Origin of the sequence: Enteractinococcus helveticum, assembly GCF_020742345.1 — a bacterium.
Taxonomy (GTDB): Bacteria; Actinomycetota; Actinomycetes; order Actinomycetales; family Micrococcaceae; genus Yaniella; species Yaniella helvetica_A.
This window is the reverse complement of the sequence record NZ_DYXC01000110.1, coordinates 1-19933: the sequence shown is the minus strand read 5'-3', so window position 1 is coordinate 19933 and position 19933 is coordinate 1. Positions and strand designations below refer to the sequence as shown.

20 protein-coding genes and 1 pseudogene are annotated in these 19933 nt (G+C 57.1%); 7 read left to right on the top strand and 14 right to left on the bottom strand.

What is annotated here, in order from left to right:
- The 9 genes and pseudogenes from K8V32_RS10045 to K8V32_RS10005 form a co-directional block, all read right to left on the bottom strand.
- A pseudogene (locus K8V32_RS10045) lies at positions 1-305 on the bottom strand (hypothetical protein); the annotation flags it as partial.
- 120 nt (positions 306-425) lie between these two features.
- Positions 426-1103, bottom strand: a complete 678-nt coding sequence (locus K8V32_RS10040; protein WP_303906674.1) for a response regulator — start codon at positions 1101-1103, stop codon at positions 426-428.
- Entirely contained in the window at positions 1100-2275 is a 1176-nt protein-coding gene (locus K8V32_RS10035) for a sensor histidine kinase (RefSeq protein ID WP_303906671.1), read from the bottom strand. The genes K8V32_RS10040 and K8V32_RS10035 overlap by 4 nt, the downstream gene beginning before the upstream one ends.
- Positions 2266-2631, bottom strand: a complete 366-nt coding sequence (locus K8V32_RS10030) for a hypothetical protein (RefSeq protein ID WP_303906668.1) — start codon at positions 2629-2631, stop codon at positions 2266-2268. The genes K8V32_RS10035 and K8V32_RS10030 overlap by 10 nt, the downstream gene beginning before the upstream one ends.
- Before the next feature lie 82 nt (positions 2632-2713).
- Complete coding sequence (locus K8V32_RS10025) at positions 2714-4894, bottom strand: peptidase domain-containing ABC transporter (RefSeq protein ID WP_303906665.1); 2181 nt, start codon at positions 4892-4894, stop codon at positions 2714-2716.
- Between the two features lie 92 nt (positions 4895-4986).
- The gene (locus K8V32_RS10020) at positions 4987-5148 is read right to left on the bottom strand and encodes a hypothetical protein (protein ID WP_303906662.1); all 162 of its coding nucleotides are present in this window, start codon (positions 5146-5148) and stop codon (positions 4987-4989) included.
- Entirely contained in the window at positions 5145-5309 is a 165-nt protein-coding gene (locus K8V32_RS10015; protein WP_303906660.1) for a hypothetical protein, read from the bottom strand. The genes K8V32_RS10020 and K8V32_RS10015 overlap by 4 nt, the downstream gene beginning before the upstream one ends.
- 14 nt (positions 5310-5323) lie before the next feature.
- Positions 5324-5497 carry a hypothetical protein gene (locus K8V32_RS10010; protein ID WP_303906657.1) on the bottom strand — a complete coding sequence of 58 codons (174 nt, stop codon included), beginning with the start codon at positions 5495-5497 and terminating at the stop codon, positions 5324-5326.
- Between the two features lie 179 nt (positions 5498-5676).
- Positions 5677-7011 carry an MFS transporter gene (locus K8V32_RS10005; protein ID WP_303906654.1) on the bottom strand — a complete coding sequence of 445 codons (1335 nt, stop codon included), beginning with the start codon at positions 7009-7011 and terminating at the stop codon, positions 5677-5679.
- Between the two features lie 192 nt (positions 7012-7203).
- On the opposite strand from K8V32_RS10005, the gene K8V32_RS10000 reads away from it, so the two are divergent.
- On the top strand, positions 7204-8544 hold the full coding sequence (locus K8V32_RS10000; protein WP_303906651.1) for an HNH endonuclease: 1341 nt from the start codon (positions 7204-7206) through the stop codon (positions 8542-8544).
- Between the two features lie 40 nt (positions 8545-8584).
- On the opposite strand, the gene rraA is transcribed toward K8V32_RS10000, so the two are convergent.
- Complete coding sequence (rraA, locus tag K8V32_RS09995) at positions 8585-9073, bottom strand: ribonuclease E activity regulator RraA (protein ID WP_303906648.1); 489 nt, start codon at positions 9071-9073, stop codon at positions 8585-8587.
- Positions 9074-9659: 586 nt separating this feature from the next.
- On the opposite strand from rraA, the gene K8V32_RS09990 reads away from it, so the two are divergent.
- Entirely contained in the window at positions 9660-9854 is a 195-nt protein-coding gene (locus K8V32_RS09990) for an Rv3202a family protein (protein WP_303906645.1), read from the top strand.
- A gap of 16 nt (positions 9855-9870) precedes the next feature.
- Here the strand turns inward: K8V32_RS09990 and K8V32_RS09985 are convergent, their stop codons facing one another.
- From K8V32_RS09985 to K8V32_RS09970, 4 genes are all read right to left on the bottom strand, one after another.
- On the bottom strand, positions 9871-11850 hold the full coding sequence (locus K8V32_RS09985) for an aconitate hydratase (RefSeq protein ID WP_303906642.1): 1980 nt from the start codon (positions 11848-11850) through the stop codon (positions 9871-9873).
- A gap of 160 nt (positions 11851-12010) precedes the next feature.
- Positions 12011-13534 carry an acetaldehyde dehydrogenase ExaC gene (exaC, locus tag K8V32_RS09980; protein WP_303906680.1) on the bottom strand — a complete coding sequence of 508 codons (1524 nt, stop codon included), beginning with the start codon at positions 13532-13534 and terminating at the stop codon, positions 12011-12013.
- 111 nt (positions 13535-13645) lie between these two features.
- Positions 13646-14926 carry a GAF domain-containing protein gene (locus K8V32_RS09975; RefSeq protein ID WP_303906639.1) on the bottom strand — a complete coding sequence of 427 codons (1281 nt, stop codon included), beginning with the start codon at positions 14924-14926 and terminating at the stop codon, positions 13646-13648.
- A complete protein-coding gene (locus K8V32_RS09970; protein ID WP_303906634.1) occupies positions 14923-15327 on the bottom strand; it encodes a DUF779 domain-containing protein in 405 nt (134 codons plus the stop codon). The genes K8V32_RS09975 and K8V32_RS09970 overlap by 4 nt, the downstream gene beginning before the upstream one ends.
- Positions 15328-15612: 285 nt before the next feature.
- Here K8V32_RS09970 and rlmN point away from each other — a divergent pair, with 285 nt between their 5' ends.
- The 5 genes from rlmN (at position 15613) to K8V32_RS09945 (ending at position 19890) form a co-directional block, all read left to right on the top strand.
- Complete coding sequence (gene rlmN / locus K8V32_RS09965; protein ID WP_524536728.1) at positions 15613-16800, top strand: dual-specificity RNA methyltransferase RlmN; 1188 nt, start codon at positions 15613-15615, stop codon at positions 16798-16800.
- A 1-nt stretch (position 16801) separates the two neighbouring features.
- A complete protein-coding gene (locus K8V32_RS09960) occupies positions 16802-17002 on the top strand; it encodes a hypothetical protein (protein WP_303906628.1) in 201 nt (66 codons plus the stop codon).
- 53 nt (positions 17003-17055) lie between these two features.
- On the top strand, positions 17056-17358 hold the full coding sequence (locus K8V32_RS09955) for a TM2 domain-containing protein (protein WP_303906625.1): 303 nt from the start codon (positions 17056-17058) through the stop codon (positions 17356-17358).
- Between the two features lie 126 nt (positions 17359-17484).
- On the top strand, positions 17485-18714 hold the full coding sequence (locus tag K8V32_RS09950; RefSeq protein ID WP_303906622.1) for an acyl-CoA dehydrogenase family protein: 1230 nt from the start codon (positions 17485-17487) through the stop codon (positions 18712-18714).
- A gap of 729 nt (positions 18715-19443) precedes the next feature.
- The gene (locus tag K8V32_RS09945; protein ID WP_524536727.1) at positions 19444-19890 is read left to right on the top strand and encodes a ChaB family protein; all 447 of its coding nucleotides are present in this window, start codon (positions 19444-19446) and stop codon (positions 19888-19890) included.
- The last annotated feature ends 43 nt before the right edge of the window (positions 19891-19933 follow it).

The following is a 19933-nucleotide window of genomic DNA, read 5'->3' as shown; positions in this document are numbered from 1 at the left end:
TCCGCCGGCACAATCGGTCCTGGAACCACCGGACCTGGGATGATCTCCCGGGGTGGTCCAGGAATTGGAATGATTGGTCCGATTTCACAGTACAGCGGCACCGCCCAGCCCGGAGGGGCCGGTTTGCTTGGGCACGGTGGGATCCGCGGTGGCCGCGGGTGCGGGATGCGATCGGATGGATCCGGTTTGACGATGATGGGTGCCGACGGATCGGGTTTGGCATCGGTTGCGTGTGCTGGGGCCGCGCTGAATAACAGTCCGACGGCGGCAATCGCAGATAGTACGCGAAGTCGAGATAGCTTCATGTGGACTCCTTGAGGTTGGTGATGGTGGCGGCTGCGGTGCAGCGCTATCTCCAGCATGCCCGCCGCCGGGCCAGAAGACATCAGCCCGTAACGGTAAGTGTCATACCCCGGTCGGATGACTCACTGTGGCAGCGGATCATCAGGTGCCACGAACCCGCTGCGATATGCCAGGGCGACGACGGCGGCGCGATCTCGTGAGCCGGTTTTTAATAAGATGCGTGATACGTGGGTTTTGACGGTGGCTTCGCTGAGCACCAGTCGGTCGCGAATTTCGTGATTGGAATACCCTGCGGCCACATAGCGCAGCACTTCTTGTTCCCGTGGCGTCAACAAAGCCCCCAGATCCGTGGTGTCTTGGGAGCGCGCTCGCAGCCGGTCAACCAGACGGGTGGCTGCGGTGGCATCCAGCCAGGTATCCCCGGCTAGTACGCGACGGATTGCATCGGCAATTTCGGTGGGCGAGGCATGTTTGAGCAGATACCCCGAAGCGCCAGCTTGCAGTGCCCCGACCACGACGTCCTCGTCATCGAACGTCGTCATAATGAGCACTTTGATCAGCCGGTTCGGGTTGTCTTGGGATTCCTGGACCAGGTGCTGGGTTGCTGTGACCCCGTCCATTCCGGGCATACGCACGTCCATGAGCACCACATCTGGGCGTAACTGGCGCGCCAGCTGCAGGGCTTGGTTGCCGGATTCGGCCTCGCCGATGACTTCCAGGTCGGTTTCGGCGTTGAGCAGCATGGTCAGCCCGGCCCGGACCATCGGTTGGTCATCAACGATCATCACGGTGGTGGTCATGAAGCATCTCCGAAGGTGTTCAAACGAACGTGGGTCTGGGCGGTGGGCAGGCTGACTTGCAGCAGATACCCGGTTGGGGTGGGGCCATGGTGCATGGTGCCACCGGAGACGCCGATACGCTCGCGCAGACCCACCAGCCCAAAGCCACCCGAGACGGGTTTGGTGGTCATGACGCCGCTGGTGGACCGGATGCTCACCGTCAACTGGTTCGGCGCCCAGTCCTGGGTGATTTCTACTTCAGCGCCCTCACCGGCGTGCTTCATCGCATTGGATAGGCCCTCTTGGATGACCCGGTAGACTGCGTGCTCCAGGCTCGGGTCCAAGGTGACCGGGGTGCCGGTGGTTTCGGTGGTGACGGCGAGCCCCGAGGCTTGGGCGGCGGTGATTAACGCACCGACATCGGCCAGGCCGTGGGGTCTGGAACCATCCGTGCCGTTGTCCGGGGCGCGCAGTATGCCTAAGAGTCGGTGGAGTTCGCGCATGCTTTGTTCCGCGGTGATTTGGATATCGGCCAGTACGCCGTCAATATCGGTTGTGGCCTCGGGGTTCTTGTGGGCCGCACGGAGTCCGGCCACCTGCAGCAGGATTCCGGTCAGTGAATGGGCCACCGTATCGTGGAGGTCGCGGCTGATGCGCACCCGCTCCATGGCGCGAGCTTCTTCGGTTGCGGCTTCGGCCCACTGGCGCTCGGTGGTCAGTCGATTATGGGTGCGTGCCAGGGCTCGGCCGGCAATCCAGACCCCGATGATCAATACCAGCCACAACCCGGTATTGATCAGTGTCAATGACAGCGGGGCATCGGGGTGGAACGTGCGGCCGGTATAGACATTAATGGCTAATGGCAATGCTGCCCAGGCTAGAGCGAACCACGCGCGACGTCGTTGCGAGAGCCGCGCTATCCAAAACAGTGCCAGGAGAAAACCGGCGAAACTTTCAGCGGCCGGTAAGAATAGACCACAAACACTGAGGATCAGCATCGCGATATATCCCGGGACCGGCGAGACGGCGATGAGCAGGCAACTGTACCCGAGCGCACCGATGCCGACAACCAGCCAGACGGGGAGATAGTTGCCGGTGATTAACCGGGTATCGCCGCCCCAGACCAGGGCGTCGAGAACAAAGACCGCGGCGGTTAGTAGTAACCGCAGCCAGAAGCGTTGTGTTAGCGGCACCCACGCATCCTCGGGAAGACGAGGCACCAGAAGAATGTTCTGGCGCCCATGGGTTCATCAGGTGATTGTTGCTGGTCCAGCATGTGTGGTGGCATGGCTTCGCCTTGGATCTTGAGGCTGCCCTCGGGGAGTTCAAGTGCGGTCAACGGCATGGAAAAACCGTCGACGCCGTCGGCAGTAAAGACTTCGGCGACTTCGATGTTCTGGTCGCCGATGGTCACGGTGATCGGTGTGGTCAAGCCGCTGGCCTGGACGACAACGGTATCGGCGCGGATACCCCATCCGACAAGATCAATGCCGTGATCGAGAGTGACTCTATAGGCTTCGGCACGCTGTTGGGGTGACTGCTGGGACATGATTCCTCCGTAGGGTGACGTGAAATGATGTCAGTATCATGACACGGCGCTATGGCCCAGGTCATCATCCCAGTGGCGTATCTCAGGTCAACTGTTGGGATGACGTCGAATGAGCTTCCAAGAGTTTGGCGTACCAGCCGCCACTGACCGCCAATTCGGCCGGTGCACCGGATTCTACGAGTTTGCCGTCGTGTATGACCCATAGTTGGTCGGCCGCAGTGGCAATGGACAGCCGGTGGGTAACGATGATCCGGGTAATATGCAGTTCGACCAGTGCGGCTTCGATGGCGCGTTCCGTGTCCCCGTCCAGCGCGCTGGTGGGCTCGTCCAGAATCAGGATCTTTGGTTCACCCAGCAGTGCACGTGCCAGGGCCAGGCGTTGGCGTTGTCCACCGGACAGCCCGGAACCACCGGAGCCGAGTCGGGTATCCAGTCCCATGGGCAGCGCCAGAATGTCTTGAGCTAACTGGGCGTGAAACAGCGCACGCCAAATGTCTTCGTCCGTGTAGCCGGTGCGGGAGACCAGGATGGCTTCACGAATTGTGCCGGCGGGCGTCCAAGAGTCCTGGAAGACGACGCCCACCTGGGCCCGAAACGCCCCGGGATCCAGGGTTTCGACGTCGTTGCCATCGACCAGCACCCGACCTTCAGTCGGGGAGTGCATCCCCGCCATAATTTGAGCCAGTGTGGTCTTGCCGCATCCGGTTGGACCCAGAATACACACGGTAGAACCGGCTGGGACCTGGGCGGTAATGCCATGTAGAATCTCGCGGCCGTAGCGTTCGTGTTTGAAAGTGACGTTGTCGAGGGTAATACTACCGGTGAGTTCGCCGGGGTGGTTGCCTCCGGAGCGTTCGGGTGCAGCCATGGTGAGGTCTTGCACCCGATCAAGTAGCGGCCGCAGATCTGCGGCTTCAACCAATTGGGTTGCCAACGAGGCAACCGGTGTAAGCGTCGCGGTAGCAAGCGCCATGAGCCCCAGCGCCGTTCCCGGGGCGATCTGACCAAAGGCGCTGGAATGTGCTACCGCTGGCGAGGTTGCCATGACGAGAATGATCAGAGGCGTGGCCACTGCCATGGCGGCCAATAACGCCATCGACAGGGCGTTGAGTCGTGCTCGGCAGCGTGTCAGATCTAACCGTCGATCGAGCAGCTGCTGCCATTGAGCGAGCATTGACGATTCGGCACCGTAGGCGCGCAGCGTGGTCATTCCGTCGATCCCGTCGACCAACAGCGTTGAGGAATCGGCGGTAACCAGAATTTCTTCGCGCCGTAAATTGGCGCTGCGTTTGGCAACCATTCCGGAGATGACCAGACACAGCACAATTATGCCGGTGGTCACAGCGGCCAGCGGAGGGGCCATGACCATAAGCGCGATGAGATAGCCGACCGTCAGCAGCGCATCGAGCCCCGCCCCTAGAAGGGCCACGCTTAACAGTGCATGGATTGCATGGGCTGATTCAACCCGACCAAAGAGATCTCCGACGGATCGTCGGTCAAAGAATTTCAGATTTCGGGAAAACAGGGTCGTGGCAACACTGATGCTCAGGTGCCCCGCCATACGCCGCTGCAGGGTTGCTAAAACCCAGTTTCTTATCAGGGTGAGCAAACCAATGGCCAAGGCTAGGGCCATCCCGATGGCCAACCACCGGTGCTGTTCAACGGCGTCGGCAACCAGCGCGTCGACAATAAGTGCCGTGGTGACAGGCAAAGCTAACCCACCGACCGCCAATAACAGGGACAACAAACCGGCACGGGCGAGTTCACCACGAACCCCGCGCAGAACAGTGGCTAAAACACCGGGTGGTTGCTTCTCTGTGAGCATCGCTGGGGGTGGGGCGTCGTCGTCATTGGCATCGAGGTTTCCGAGGAATAACACCAGACCGCTGGATTCTTCGGTGATTTGGGACCTGGATAATCGGCGGCGCCCAACAGCTGGATCCATGACTTCAACGTGGTCGCGCCGAATTTTATCGACGACGACGTAGTGCTGTCGGGTCAGATGCAAGACGAAAGGCAGCGGTATCTCGTGGATGCGTTGGCCCAGATCCTGTGGGTCCACCAACTGGGCTTGCAGTGGCAGGCCCCAGCGCTGACCGGTACGGCGCATCACGACCCCGGATGAGCCGTCGCGTCCCGGATCCATATCTGCTCGCAGATCGGTCAAGGTAACGCGGTGTCTTTGCGCTCGTAACATCGCCGTCAGGCAGGCCGGGCCGCAGTCAGTTTCTGCGGTTTGTAACACGATTGGTACACGGGACATGAACTTTCCTCGTTTATGGTGCAGAAAAATGGGTGGTTTCACGGGCCCGAAATCTTCGCCTCGGACCCGTGAAACCATGGGTGGTGGCTTTGTTATTGAACTAACGTGCCGGTTTGGTTGCCCTGCAGTTTTTTCAGCGCTTCTTGCATCGGATCAGGAATGCAGCCGCCCTCGGTGACGCCGCCGGCAAAGGCCGCCAATTCGGTGTCCGATAAGGAACGTCCCAGGTAGTGAGTAACAGTGTGGGTTTTCATTGTTCTTTCACCGTGACGCCTTTACAGTTGCCGGTCATGGTGACCTCTCCAGAACCGTTGGAGATGGTCACAACGCATTTGCCAGAATCACTTGCACCGTAGAAAGACGCGAGATCGACGTCATTCAGCGATTGCCCGAGCGTGAGGATATTTTGTGTCATGGTGGCTCCTTGCGTTAAGCGTTTACGATCACTGTGACTGCGCCACAGCTGGTGCCTTTGTGGGACACTCCGGTGACTCTGCCGTTGTTATCTCGACTAATGGTGATGTCGCAGTAGCCGCCGTGGAAGGTTGCCAGTTCGTCGTCTGTCAATTCGCGACCGAATATTGGGGTCAACGTGGTGTTCATGGATTCTCCTTGAATGAGTGTGTCGGTGACCTGTTGTCGCCGATCTGCTATCCATCTTTGTTCGAAACCCATGGTGAATCGTCACTCGAGTGCAGGCAGTTGAATCGTCAACCTGCGGTAGGCGATCTCAGCCCGAGGGATGATGCAGGTGCAACCTGACGATCATGTTGCGGGTGTGACTATGCAACCGGAGTGCGAGCGTCATAACGCAAGAACCCTGGTACCAGGCGCACCGCCAGTGTCGCGGCGAAAACGCATAACAGACCACCCAGCATCATCGTGACGGCCTCACCAATCCCAGCCGAGACCGCACCGGTAAGCATTTCGCCTACCCTGGGACCACCGGCAACCACAACGATGAACACCCCCTGTAACCGACCGCGCAGATGATCTGGCGTAGCGGTCTGCAGGATCGTGTTGCGGAAAATCCCAGATACTGAATCGGCCGCCCCGGCCACCATGAGCATCGCCACAGCTGCGCACAACAACACCAGGCTGGGCTCGCCGTTGGCTGCGCTACGAATGGCCAGCCAACCGAACAGCCCGAACAGGGCAATGGACACTCCCCACACCACAATTGACCAGTAGACGGCTTTGCCTTGTGCGGTGATGCGGGTGAAGGTTCCAGAAAACAGTCCGGCGATAAAGGCCCCGGCCGCAATTCCTGCCAGCAGTAAGCCTGTGATAAGTTCCGCTGGGTCATCTGTCGACCCATTGATCCCTTGGGCGTAGCTGGATCCGATGATCAGCACACCCATAGCCGGCAGGACGGCGCGCGGGAAGGCCGTTGCCATGGCGATGATGTCCAGGATGAACGTCATGCGCAGATTCTTGCGGGTGGCTAAGAAGCGGAAACCCTCCCACACAGAGCGCAGCCCAACTTTGCGATCTGTGGGTGCTTGGCCCTCCGGGTGGACCGGTGGTAGCGCTGGCAACCGGTAGACCGCATAGAGCGTGAGCAAGAAGGTGACGGCGTCAATCGTGTAGGTCCAGGAATACCCGATCGTGGCGACCAGCCCACCGGCCAACAGCGGCCCCAACATCATAGAAATCGACATGGACAGCATATTCAAGGCATTAGCTGAGGCGAGCAGTTCCGTGCCGACTAACGCTGGAATGATGGCCCCGCGAGTCGGTTGGTTAATCCCGGAGGCACCAGAATGAACGGCGATTAGACCGTAGAGCAGCCAGATATTTTCGATACCTAACCACGCGTGCAGACAAATCGCAACCGTGGTCAACCAGAGTATCAGCGCAGAATACAAAGCGACTTTGCGCCGGTCAACATGGTCTGCAATCGCGCCACCATAGAGTCCGGTGATGATTAGTGGAAGAAGCGCAAAAGCACCCAGCAAACCGACGTATGCAGAGGACCCCGTCAGAGCGAAAATCTCCAGCGACACAGCCACCAGGGTCAGTTGGGTACCAATGGCCGATAACGAATTGCCGATCCATAGCCTGCGATAGTCTCGACTGACTTTCAACGGGGTGATATCGGTGAATATTGTGCTCACTTCGACAGCATAACCCAGGTCACCTGGCAATGAGTTCTGGGGCAAGGAGTCTATGCAGCATTGGAACGGGGCTAATACCACAAAGTAGCATTTGAAATCCTCGTTTTCCACAGGGTTGTGTTGTCAGTGGTGGTGTTCGATGGTCGGTGGTGTGTTGCTTACAGTGTCCTACCCTTTGGTTAGAGTTGGTGTATGGATACGCGGGAAAAGCCAAAAGCTACGGTTCAGGACGTGATTTCGTTACTGGCCGGTCTTCCGGAGGGGGATTCCGAAGAGGCCTGTATTGATCGACTGCAAGGTGTGGAACAGGCAAAGCGGATGCTGGCTGCTGTGCAATCTGAAGATACGTATCAGTTTACGCAACGTCGCAAAGCCCGCGAGTGTCAGTTGGGCGTACCGACGTCTTTGCAGCTCAAGGGTATTGAGGCCGAAGTTGGATTGGCCAGGGGAGAATCGCCGTATGTGGGTGCGGCACTGACCCATACGGCGATTGCCTTGCATACCGTGTTGCCACACACTTTGGCTGCGTTATCAGAAGGTGTCGTCAGTGAGTATCATGCCCGACTGGTCGCCCAGCAGACGAATCATCTAGCGGATGACCATCGACGAGCCATTGATGCGGCCATTGCCGGCCGATTGGGCCGGGCTTCGAGTGCGCAGTTACGGAACTTGGTACAAGGCCACGCCTACAGGTTAGACCGACAGGCAAGTGAGCAGCGTGCTGAAGCTAATAAACGTGGCAGACGGGTCTATACCGACCCTGCTGCTGATGGCCAGGTATATGTCACCGCAGAACTGCCTACCCATCAGGGTGTAGCGGTCATGGACACCCTGAGTAAGCTTGCGAATCAACGGATCGCTGCCGGTGAGACGCTTGACGCCCAGGGACAACCGCTAACCCGGGATCAGGTGATGGCCGATATTTTCGTCGAGCTACTCACCGGGCAAACCACCGCTGAGGCAGTCACCGGAGAAGTCGTTGTGCTGATGCATGACACCACATTATTTGGTGGTGACGATCTACCTGCCTGGATTCCCGGTCATGGGCCACTACCCGCTGAAATGATCAAACACTGGCTGTCTGACCCGGCGGCGGCAACATTTATCCGCCGGCTGTACACCCGCCCTGCTGATGGGCAGCTGGTGGCAATGGAATCCACCCGCCGTCGGTTCCCCGACGGGTTAGCTAAAATGCTCAAAATCCGTGAGGACACCTGTGCCACCCCATGGTGTAACGGCCCGTGCCAAGAATCTGATCACCGCCACCGCAGAGCTGACGGAGGCGCTACCAGTTGGAATAATGCCACCGGACTGTGTCGACGCTGTAACCAACGCAAAGAAAACCGCGGATGGACCTACACCGGCACCCCAGATGAACTCACCGTCACCACCCCAACCGGACACTCCTACACCGTAGAGACCCGGCCACCACTATCCGAGATCAAATACTGGAACAGCGACCCACCACCAGACAACTTAGGGGTCGATATTGGATGGCCCAGCGTCGACGTCACATGGGCTAAGGCAGCCTAAATCCATCATAGACACGAGCCTGCACAATATTGGTTCGTGTCTATGATGCGCGCGCATCAACGATGACGCCGTCTTCATCTGCGTACACCGTGGCATAGGGAATGAAATCGACGTTGCCTATCGTCACGGTAATATCGCGAACCCCAATGCCGTCCTTGGCAGATTTTCGTGGATTCGAACCGAGCGCCTTCACCCCGAGGGGGAGCGCTGCTATTTCATGCCGGTCACGAATCGCACCGTGAATGATAACCCCAGCCCAGCCATTATCAGCAAATGCTTTAGCGATGTTGCCACCCATCAAAGCCGAACGCAGGCTACCGCCACCATCCACAACAAGCACCTGGCCCTCGCCCGGTTCATTGGCAATGGCTTTGACTAAACCGTTGTCGTGCAGACATTGCACGGTCCGAATGCGACCGTGAAACTGGCGATGCTGGCCGAGTGATTGCAACTGGAGATCCAGGGATGCGACTTCCTCTTCGAATGCATCGTAAATATCAGAAGTATAAAAGATTTTCCGTTGGCTCACCTGCACTAGCGTAGTCCGCTCGACGACCAGAATACAGATCACAAACGCCGCGGATCCCAAATACTGGGCCGCGGCGTTAGGAATAGACGACGGTTTTCGAATTAACAGGGTGTTTCGCTGACACTAATCCAATCGAAATCATCCTGGCCATCCGGCACTTGAGCTGAAGAGGTAACGGGCTCTTGCGAGAGGAAGTTAAATATGGTGGATCGCATCGAATGTCTCCTTTCCCGAGTATTGACCATGTGAGGTTGTATACAAAGCAGCTGACTGGGGTATGTCGTCAGGGGAGTGCTAGGTGTGCGAGTCGAATGCTATGCGGAACAGACGTTCAATCTTCGACGTCGTACCACGTCGGGTGCGGATCACAAGTTAGTGAAACCGCTGTACCTCTGATCTACCATGCTGCAGGTCACGGGGCAAGTAAAATGTTAATGAACGACACGCAACGAGCAGCGGCTCCACAGACTTTCCAAGTCGCACCGCAGTAGAGTGATGGTCGCTTCGGCTCGACGCAGTGCACATGATCTTGAATCTTCAAACCAACAGTGCAAAGCTAAGAACCCAGCGAAAGGAGTGACTGGTTATGCCTGCCAATCACAAGAAACCGCATTCAGAAATTCCCGAAGAAGAACTCGCCGAACAGTTGGCTACCGATGAGCACGACGACGAGCAGCCGATCCTGCCGAAAACTCCCAAACCAGCCACGGTCAGCGAGGCCGACTGGGTCGATCAGCACATTGCTATCCCCATGGATGACGACGACAACGAACAGTCCTAATACAGAACACACTAGATCAGCCCTCAGGTTGAGCTGGTTTGATTTCCTCACGAGGCTGGGCGGAAGTATCCTGAGCGGCACGTTGCGGAATACGACCCCCAAGCAGCACCATTTCCACTTGACGGTCCGACAACTTGTGCCGCAACTTCAGTGGCTTACCTTCCAACATGGCCGTTATGTCGTTGCCGCGTCGTAGCGACTCGTGAAGCCCCCGGAAACTGAGCACAGCGTTATCTTCGATCCGCAGGTAGTCTTCAGGATCCACAAACTCTAAGGGGAGGACGCAGAAATTCGCCAGGTTCTGCCAGTGAATCCGTGCGAAAGATTTAGCAAGAACGACCCGCAAACCAAGGTAGCGAGGCGCAATCACCGCGTGCTCCCGCGACGATCCTTGACCGTAATTCTCACCGCCAACAATTGCGTGCCCCGAACCGAGCTCTTGAGCTCGTGCGGGATAAGTGTCATCGACCTGAATATAGACAAACTCTGCGATTGCCGGGATATTACTGCGAAACGGCAAGACCCGGGAACCAGCCGGCATGATCTCATCGGTCGAAATATTATCGCCCACGCGCAACAACACGGGCAGATCCATATCATCCGGCAACTCATCGAACTCAGGCAAGGATTTGATATTCGTCCCCTTAACCAACTCGACCTCTTGCGCATCCTGCTCGGCGAGGGGCGGCACGAGCATTTCGGTGTTCAGGCTGTAGAAGGTTGGCAGCTGGACCGTAGGGTAGTCCAGCTCAAGGTCTCGCGGATCGGTGATCCGCCCGGTCAGTGCGGCTGCGGCGGCTGTTTCTGGTGAACACAACCACACGGAGTCCTCATCGGTTCCTGACCGCCCCGGGAAGTTGCGTGGCACGGTGCGCAAACTATTTCGTCCCACCGCCGGAGCCTGCCCCATACCAATGCATCCCATACACCCGGACTGATGCAGACGAGCCCCAGAACTGATCAAATCAAATGTCCAACCGCCTTTGGTCAGGTCCAGGAGAATTTCGCGTGAGGTGGGATTGATATCCAAAGAGACCTGGTTGTGGGCTTGTCGGTCTTTGAGTATCTCGGCGACGACGGCGAAATCCCGCAGCCCAGGATTTGCTGAGGATCCCACAACCACCTGATACACCTCTTCACCGGCGACTTCACGAACCGGTACCACGTTGCCGGGCGAAGACGGCTTGGCAATTAACGGTTCCAACGTTGATAAATCGATGTGCTCCTCGACGTCATACTTTGCACCCTCATCCGCGACCAGCTCGGTGAAGTCTTCGGGACGACCAACCGCGGTCAAAAACTCTCCGACGGCGTCGTCAGCAGGAAAAACCGAGGTGGTGGCGCCAAGTTCGGCACCCATATTGGCTATCACGTGGCGGTCCATTGCCGTCAGGTCGTTGAGGCCTTCACCGTGGTATTCAATGATCCGACCAACCCCGCCCTTGACACCGTGCCGACGTAACATCTCAAGGATCACATCTTTGGCTGAAACCCAGTCGGGAAGTTCTCCGGTGAGTTCCACACCCCAAATTTCCGGCATTTGCAAATACACTGGATCACCGGCCATGGCCATTGCAATCTCTAAACCACCCACCCCGATGGCCAACATGCCAATGGCACCGGCAGCACAGGTGTGGGAATCAGAACCGATCATGGTGGTGCCCGGACGGCCGAAGCGGGCCTGGTGCACCGGATGGGATACCCCATTACCGGGTTTGGAAAACCACAGACCGTAGCGGGCGGCACCGGATTGTAAAAACAGGTGGTCTTCCGGGTTCTTCTCATCGGTTTGTAACAGATTGTGATCAACGTATTGTACCGACAGTTCGGTGTTGATCCTGGTCAAGCCCAGCGCTTCCAGCTCGAGCATGACCATGGTTCCGGTGGCATCTTGGGTCAGTGTTTGATCAATTGACAGGCCAATTTCGTGACCAGGCTCCGGGACTCCGTTGACTAAATGGGAATCAATCAGTTTTTGTGCGACATTTTGTGCCATGGTAGGTAGCCTTTCCTTCTCCAGTGTTCTGCGGCTGCAGGGCTCTGGATGGCTCATTTCAAGGCTATTCGCCGCAGCAGAGTCTGGCTAGAGTACCCCCAGACGCCACGATGGCCGCCAATCTGTGCGATCGACGGCCAACAGGCAACCACAGGTGGTTTTAGAAGAAGCCCTGGGGCTGTTCTGAGTAGGACACCAGCAGATTCTTGGTCTGCTGGTAGGCCTCCAACAGCATCAGGTGGGTTTCCCGACCAAACCCGGACATCTTATAGCCACCAAAGGCAGCATGTGCCGGATAGGCGTGGTAGTTATTGACCCACACGCGACCGGCCTGAATATCGCGGCCGGCACGGTAGGCGACGTTGCCATTGCGTGACCAGACGCCGGCACCCAGACCAAAGAGCGTGTCATTGGCAATCGACAGGGCGTCGTCATAATCTTTGAACGTTGTGGTAGCCACCACCGGGCCGAAGATTTCTTCCTGGAAGACGCGCATGTCATTGGAACCACGCAGCACGGTTGGCGCCACATAGTACCCGCCGGACAGCTCGCCGCCCAGATCCACGGCTTCGCCACCGATCAGGACCTCGGCGCCACCTTGTTTCCCAATGTCGATGTAGGACATGATCTTTTCGAATTGGTCATTCGACGCCTGGGCACCCATCATGGTGTCGGTATCCAGCGGGTTGCCCTGTTTGATCTGCTTGACGCGTTCGATACCCAAATCATAGAAATCATCGGCGATGCTTTCCTGAATCAGCGCGCGCGATGGACAAGTACAGACTTCGCCCTGGTTTAGCGCGAAGAAGGTGAAGCCTTCTAGTGCTTTGTCCAGGTAGCCGTCGTCGGCGTCCATGACGTCGCCGAAGAAGATATTCGGAGATTTACCACCCAACTCCAGTGAGACCGGGATGATGTTCTCGGTGGCGTACTGCATGATCATGCGCCCGGTGGTGGTTTCTCCGGTGAACGCAATCTTGCCGATGCGCGGCGACGAGGCCAGCGGTTTGCCCGCTTCCAGGCCGAAACCGTTGACGACGTTGAGCACACCCGGTGGAATCAGGTCGCCGACCAGTTCCATCAGCACCATGATCGAAGCCGGGGTCTGCTCGGCGGGTTTCAACACGATACAGTTTCCGCCGGCAAGTGCCGGGGCAATCTTCCAGATAGCCATCAGGATCGGGAAATTCCACGGAATGATCTGCCCGACCACCCCCAGTGGTTCGTGATAGTGATAGGCCACGGTATCGTCGTCGATCTGTGACAACGAGCCTTCTTGGGCGCGGATCGCACCGGCGAAATAGCGCAGGTGGTCGATGGCCAGTGGAATATCGGCGTTCAAGGTCTCGCGGACGGCTTTACCATTATCCCAGGACTCCGCCACGGCGATTTTTTCCAGGTTTTCTTCCATCCGGTCCGCGACGGCGAGCAACAACGCGGCGCGTTCGGTGGGGGAGGACTTATTCCAGGTTTTGGCTGCCGCATGGGCTGCATCCAGGGCGGCTTCGATGTCTTCGGCGGTACCACGGGCAACCGTGGTGAAGCACTGGCCGGTAATCGGGGTGGGGTTTTCAAAGTATTGACCCTTGGCGGGGGCTTTCCATTCGCCGCCAATATAGTGATCATAGCGATCCTTGAAATGTACGACGGCGCCGTCGGTATTTGGATTTGCGTACACGACCATGGTGATACCTTTCCCTAGCGTTGCAATGTCGTCCGTGCCCGATGGGCAACTCATTGTGACATGCCCCACTCTAGGTTGGGGTGGGTTGCAGCAACGTTGCAACCCACCGTGTTAGCCGGTGAGGCGCTGCAGGGTTGCGGTGACAATGGCTCTGCGGGGGCTATTCGCCGGCAAGATTTTCAGTGCCAGCAGCCAAGCCTCGACATCATCTGCCGCCTGGTGGCGACCAAGGTAAGACCACAGTTGATCGGCGGAAGCATCGGCCAGGATGGCTTCACGCAGTGTGGTGGCAAAATGATTGCGTAATTCCACGACGCCGGGCGCATCTGAGCCGGGCAGTAGATCGGCGGGAGCCACCTGGAGTGCGGTGGTCAGATCCCCGCGGTGCAGTGCCCGCATTGCCGCCGAGACATCGGTGGTGATGGATGACTGGAGTCGGTAGGGCTGCGACTCCACAGTCATGGGCAGCCCGGAGTGGCTCAGGAGCTTGCGCAACCGAGACATTTCGGCACGCACAGTCGTCAGACGGGTGGGCAACTCATCGGGTGCCACATCTCCGAAGAGCAGGTGAGCCAACTGGGTGGCCGATAATCCGCTGCGATGCCAGTCCAGTAGCGTTAGAATTTCGGCGTGCCGGTTCGATAAGCGCAGCTTCCCGAGCCGGGCAGTATTGCCCGAGGCAACTTCGATGAACACCGTATGTGGGGCGACCACCGGCGGCTGTTGGTGAGCGTGCCAGAAGGTGTGAGTCGACCAGTACTGCTCAATAACTTGTGCAGCATTAGACAGCATCGCCAGTGCCAACGGGGTCACCGCAGTAGCCGAACCGGTCAAATCTAATATGCCAAGCACCCGACCCGATGGGTGCCGCAACGGCACGGCACTGCAGTAGAAGTTGTGGACATGGTGCGAAAAATGTTCAGCCCCGGCGACCTGCGCGGGCGTTCCCGTGGACAGTGCCGCACCAGGCGCAGACGTTCCCATTGATTCTTCTGACCAGTCGGAACCGGGAGCAAAGCCAATCGTTTCGGCTTGCTCCCGCATTTGATGTGCCCCATCAACCCACAGCAGGTAACCATCGGTATTGGAAATCGCGGTGATCAGCCCGACGTCATGGGCCGGGGCCAACAGCGTTTCTAACATGGGAAGCACCGCGGTGATCGGATGGGTCTTGCGGTGTTCTTCGAGCACCGTGGTGGAAATGGTACTCGGGGCGATCACCCGCTCCGGAGAATCATGCAATTTCAGGCAACGTCGCCAGGATTCTGACACCGCGGAACGAACCTGGCGGGTATCAACGACGGCGTCAACAAGTTTCTGATGGGCGGCCGCAACGGCCGCCTGATAGGCGTCGTCGGCGGGATTATGATGAGCGCGCGCCAGAACCGTCATGATGGCAACAGCGTGGACCGCATGACGAAGCGTTTTCCTTCAGGTGATTCCACCGAGAACCCTGCACCGCGTCCATCGACCGTATCTAGAGTGATGTGTGAGCCGCGCAGGTATTCGAAATGCGGTTTGGCCACCCAGAAACCCAGTTCGGTAGCGGGGAGATCATCGGTTGCGGGTAGTTCGAAGGTACCTAACAGCAGGTCGGATCCGCCGGTGCGAAAATCACCGACCGGATAGCACATGGGGGAAGAACCGTCACAACAACCACCGGAGAGATGAAACATCAGATCACCGTGCATGCCGCGCAGTTTTTGGAGCAGCTGCATGGTCTGTTCGGTCATAGCGACACGGGAGAAGTCTTCGCCTGGGATTTCGGGTCGGGAAGCAAGAATTGTCGTCATATAGGCAAGCCTAACGTTAATTGTGATAGTCGTCACCGGTATTGGGCTATCGCCTCCAGCAAATTAGCCTGAACGCAATATCATATGACGGTCCCGTGTGAGACAATATGGCAGATGGCACAGAACTATACTCCTCGGAAACCCGGCACTCGCCTGACGAAACCTCAGAAAGACCGCGCTGGTCGTCTGAAGTTGAATCCGCCGCGCAAACAATTCTTAGACCCCGAGGTAGAACAGCTTGGCGATGAACGAGCTCGCCTCGCCCGGCACGGTGTTCGCCCAGCCATGGAAAAACCTCGTCCGCAAGTGCAACCGAAGGCCGAAGGCTGGACGCAACGTACCGATGCTGATGGCCGTCCGAAGCTTGAGTTCAAACAGCCGCGCGTCACACAACCAGCTCAACATCTGGCTGATATGTCAATGGCGGACCGCCAGGAAAAGGTCAAAGAACTTGGCCTGCCCGCCTTCCGCGCCCGCCAGTTATCGACCCACTACTTCACGCACTACACGACCGACCCGGCCGATATGACCGACTTACCGGCCGAAAAGCGCGATGACTTAGTCGAAACGTTCTTCCCGAATCTACTGACCGAAGTCCGCCGGATTGAAACCGAAGACGGCCAGACCATCAAATTCTTGTGGAAACTGTTTGACGGCGTACTGGTGGAATCGGTGCTGATGCGCTACCAAAATCGCATCACCCTGTGTGTGTCATCCCAGGCCGGGTGCGGTATGAACTGTCCATTCTGTGCCACTGGACAAGCAGGTCTGACTCGCAACCTATCGACGGCCGAAATCGTTGAGCAAATCATTGCTGCCAACCGCATCATCGCCGAGGGACAACTGGGCAAACCCGAAGGTGCCCGAGATATTGAACGCGTCACCAACGTGGTGTTTATGGGTATGGGCGAACCCCTAGCCAATTACCGCCGCGTCATGAACGCCGTGCACCGCATGGTTGACGACGCACCAAACGGCCTGGGCATGTCTGCCCGGAACATCACAGTCTCCACTGTCGGCCTGGTCCCAGCCATTAATAAGCTGGCTGAAGAAGGCATCCCGGTAACCTTCGCCTTGTCGCTGCACGCACCCGATAATGAGCTGCGCGACCAAATGATTCCCGTCAACTCCCGCTGGGACGCCGATGAAGCCCTGGACGCCGCATTCAACTACTACGTGAAAACCGGGCGCCGCGTTTCGATCGAATACGCACTCATTAAAGACATGAACGATCACGCCTGGCGTGCTGATCTCTTAGCCAAAAAGATCAACGCCCGCGGCCGCGGCTGGGCCCACATCAACCCAATCCCGCTGAACCCGACTCCCGGCTCGATCTGGACCGCATCAGAACCAGAGGTCACCCAAGAGTTCATCGACCGACTCAACGACGCCGGCATCCCCACCACCTTGCGCGACACGCGAGGCAAGGAAATTGATGGGGCGTGCGGACAACTGGCCGCCGAAGACGCCTAATATGCACAAGCAGGCCCCCGGCATCAAAGTCCTGTGGGTATTCACGCTCATAGTCGGACTGCTGCTTGCCGGGTTTGCCGTGGTCAACATCATCGTAGAAGAAGGCCACATCACCAGCCAGCACTGGCTGCTCATTGGCCTGGGCTCCGTCAAAATAATCGGCGCCATCATCGGGCTTTGGATGTTCCACCGATCCGATTAGCTTCGTGACATACTGACAATACGTACACGTCGTGGACGAAATGAGGAAGACCAATGTCTGAGCAGGCTCGCTTACACGCCATGAACGCCGAATACGAATCAGCCAAGAAGTCCCCGGTGGTGGCCTGGGTCCTGTGGATCTTCCTCGGTGGCATCGGAGGACACCGCTATTACCTCGGCGATATCGGCTACGGTATCGCCATGACGCTGTTCACCTGGATGACCTTTGGCCTCTGGTGGCTGGTGGACGCCTTTTTCATCAACCGCCGTATCCGCCAGCGCAACCGCGAAATCTATGCAGAAATCGCTTACCGCTACGGCGTCAGTCATACCACCGGGTTCTCACCCAGTTACTAGAAACAACGCTGAACTGCACAAAGTATCCGATACCCGATACCGAGAGTTCATGTTAGATTTTCGTACGCAAAAGCAGACTAGATTGAGACGTAGGCCTCACCTGTCCCTTTTGTCGAAAGAAGTCTCATGTCCACATCGTTTCCGGGAAACCAACAATCCGCTTATCAACTCACCGACGCACAAGACATCGACTACTACGGCGTCTTTGCCGACATTCCTCAAGCAGACAGGACCATCTGGCAACGCGCGCGCGATTTTGCTCAAGCTCACGTCGAAACCATGCGCCAGGGATGGAATGACCACCACTATCCATTAGAAGTCGCCCAGGCCATGGGCAAAGCTGGGCTGATTAATGACGGCGTCGATCACCCAGCCATCGAGAAAATTTCACCGCTCGCCGCCGGTTTAGTCAACATGGAACTATCACGCGTTGACGGCTCCCTGGGCACCATCCTTGCGGTGCAAGCTGGGCTTGCGCTGCGCACCATCGCCATGTTCGGGTCTGAAGACCAACAGGCACAATACATTCGAGCAATAGCCGACGTCGAGATCCCGGCAGCATTCGGCTTGACTGAACCGGACCATGGGTCGGACTCCACCGGCCTGTCCACCACTGCCACCCGCCAAGACGACGGTTCCTATGTCATCCGAGGCTCTAAGCGCTGGATTGGCAACGGTTCCGCAGGCGGTATCACCATCACCTTTGCTCGGGTCAACGACGAAGGCGCCGAAGACCACGCCAAGGTTCGTGGGTTTATCGTGCCGCAAGATGCCCAAGGCTACACCGGCACCCCGATCCGCCATAAAGGGTCGTTGCGTGCTATCGATCAGGCCGATATTTTCTATGACGACGTCCAAATTCGCGCCGACGCACTGATCCCGGGTGTGAAATCCTTCTGCAATGTTTCGCAAGTGCTCTATGCAACGCGCATCGGCGTTGCATGGTCAGCCTTAGGGCATGCAACCGCCGTCTTTGAATCCGCGCTGGCCTATGCAACCCAGCGCAAGCAATTCGGCAAATACCTTGCAGAACACCAGATGATTCAAGAACGCCTCACCCGTATGCTGTCGGAGCTGGTCTCGATGCAGTTATATATGGTGCGTATCGCGGAGCTGGAATCCGCCGGAACACTCCAACCCACCCAGGCGGCATTAGCAAAGTACAATAACACTCGGGTTGCCCGACGGATCGCCGCGGATGCCCGTGACATGCTGGGCGGTAACGGGATTTTGATAGCAAACGGTGTGATCCAGCACATGGCGGATATCGAAGGTATTCACACGTATGAAGGCACCGAATCGATCCAGGCGCTATTGGTGGGAAGAGACATCACCGGTTATAGTGCATTTGCTTAACGGCTGAAAGGATTTGAAACCAACACGTCCGGTCGTAGCGTCAAATACCCTTTCCGGCCCGCGAGACATTCCGGACGATCCACAGAACGACAGAAACAGCTGCGAGAATTACACCGAGCCAAATTAACAGTTGGGCGGCTTCAACAAGAACGCCGAAGACGATCATTGCGATACCGACTAAAATTAGGACGAGCCACATAGAGTATCTCCTTCCATGAAGCACATGAGTTTAATTCTTGTGCTTTGGGTTTCAGCGTAAATGACGGGCGGACTTTTGAAAACAGCCATGAAGCGCTTGAACCTACAATCTCTCGGTTTGTGTGCGGGCGTTATCGACAGGTGCCGATCTAGTATGGGCTTTGCTCCCAATCCTTGCCGGCGCGTTCTGCTGTGTCGCTGCCGTTGCCAAATTGTCTTGAGTCCTCGGTTCTAACCATTGCGGTCTCATGTTCAATAGACCATACGCGGGGTATGAGCCTGGCGAAATCATGGCAAGTAGCTTTCGCCGATACGTCTGGACTTCTGTGAAGCAGCACAATACGCCAAACCTTCTGTCACGTATGCTCAAGTGGATCGGGTGAAATTTCCAGTTCTCTTAAAGATTGAAACATTGTTGAACGCATGATTTTTCGGCCTTTCAGGAGCCCCAGGCGTCTCTGTTGGGTCGCCGCAGTCCATTATTTGCTTAGGCTTTTGTAGAGGCGGACTCGCTGTTAGCGTGAAGTGCACATGAATCGCGACCGCAAGGAGCAGATGATCATGCCGAAGACCAAGGATTCCGGTCAGCCGAAAAAATCTGAATTGCCAAAAACGCTGAGGAAATCTCCAAAGAAAGCGCAGCGCACATTCGCAAAAACCTATGACTCAGCAATGGAACAATACCAGGATGAGGAACGAGCACACCGAACAGCCTGGGATGCCGTAAAACAAAAATATGAGAAAGTGGGCGATCATTGGGAGCGCAAGCCTAAGAAAGGTGACTCCGACGCGCAAGCAGCTGGTGGCAAGAGTACTGACCGTGATACGGCAGGTGGCGTTGATACCAATGCCACCAAGGAACATCTTTACGAACAGGCCAAAAAGCTTGATATCTCCGGGCGCTCAAAGATGACCAAAGACGAACTTATCGACGCGCTGGAAAAGGAAAGTAGTCGGAAAACTTCCGAGCATTCCTGACCCATTGGAAGGCCAAAGGAGGATTCGTTATGGCACAATCCGA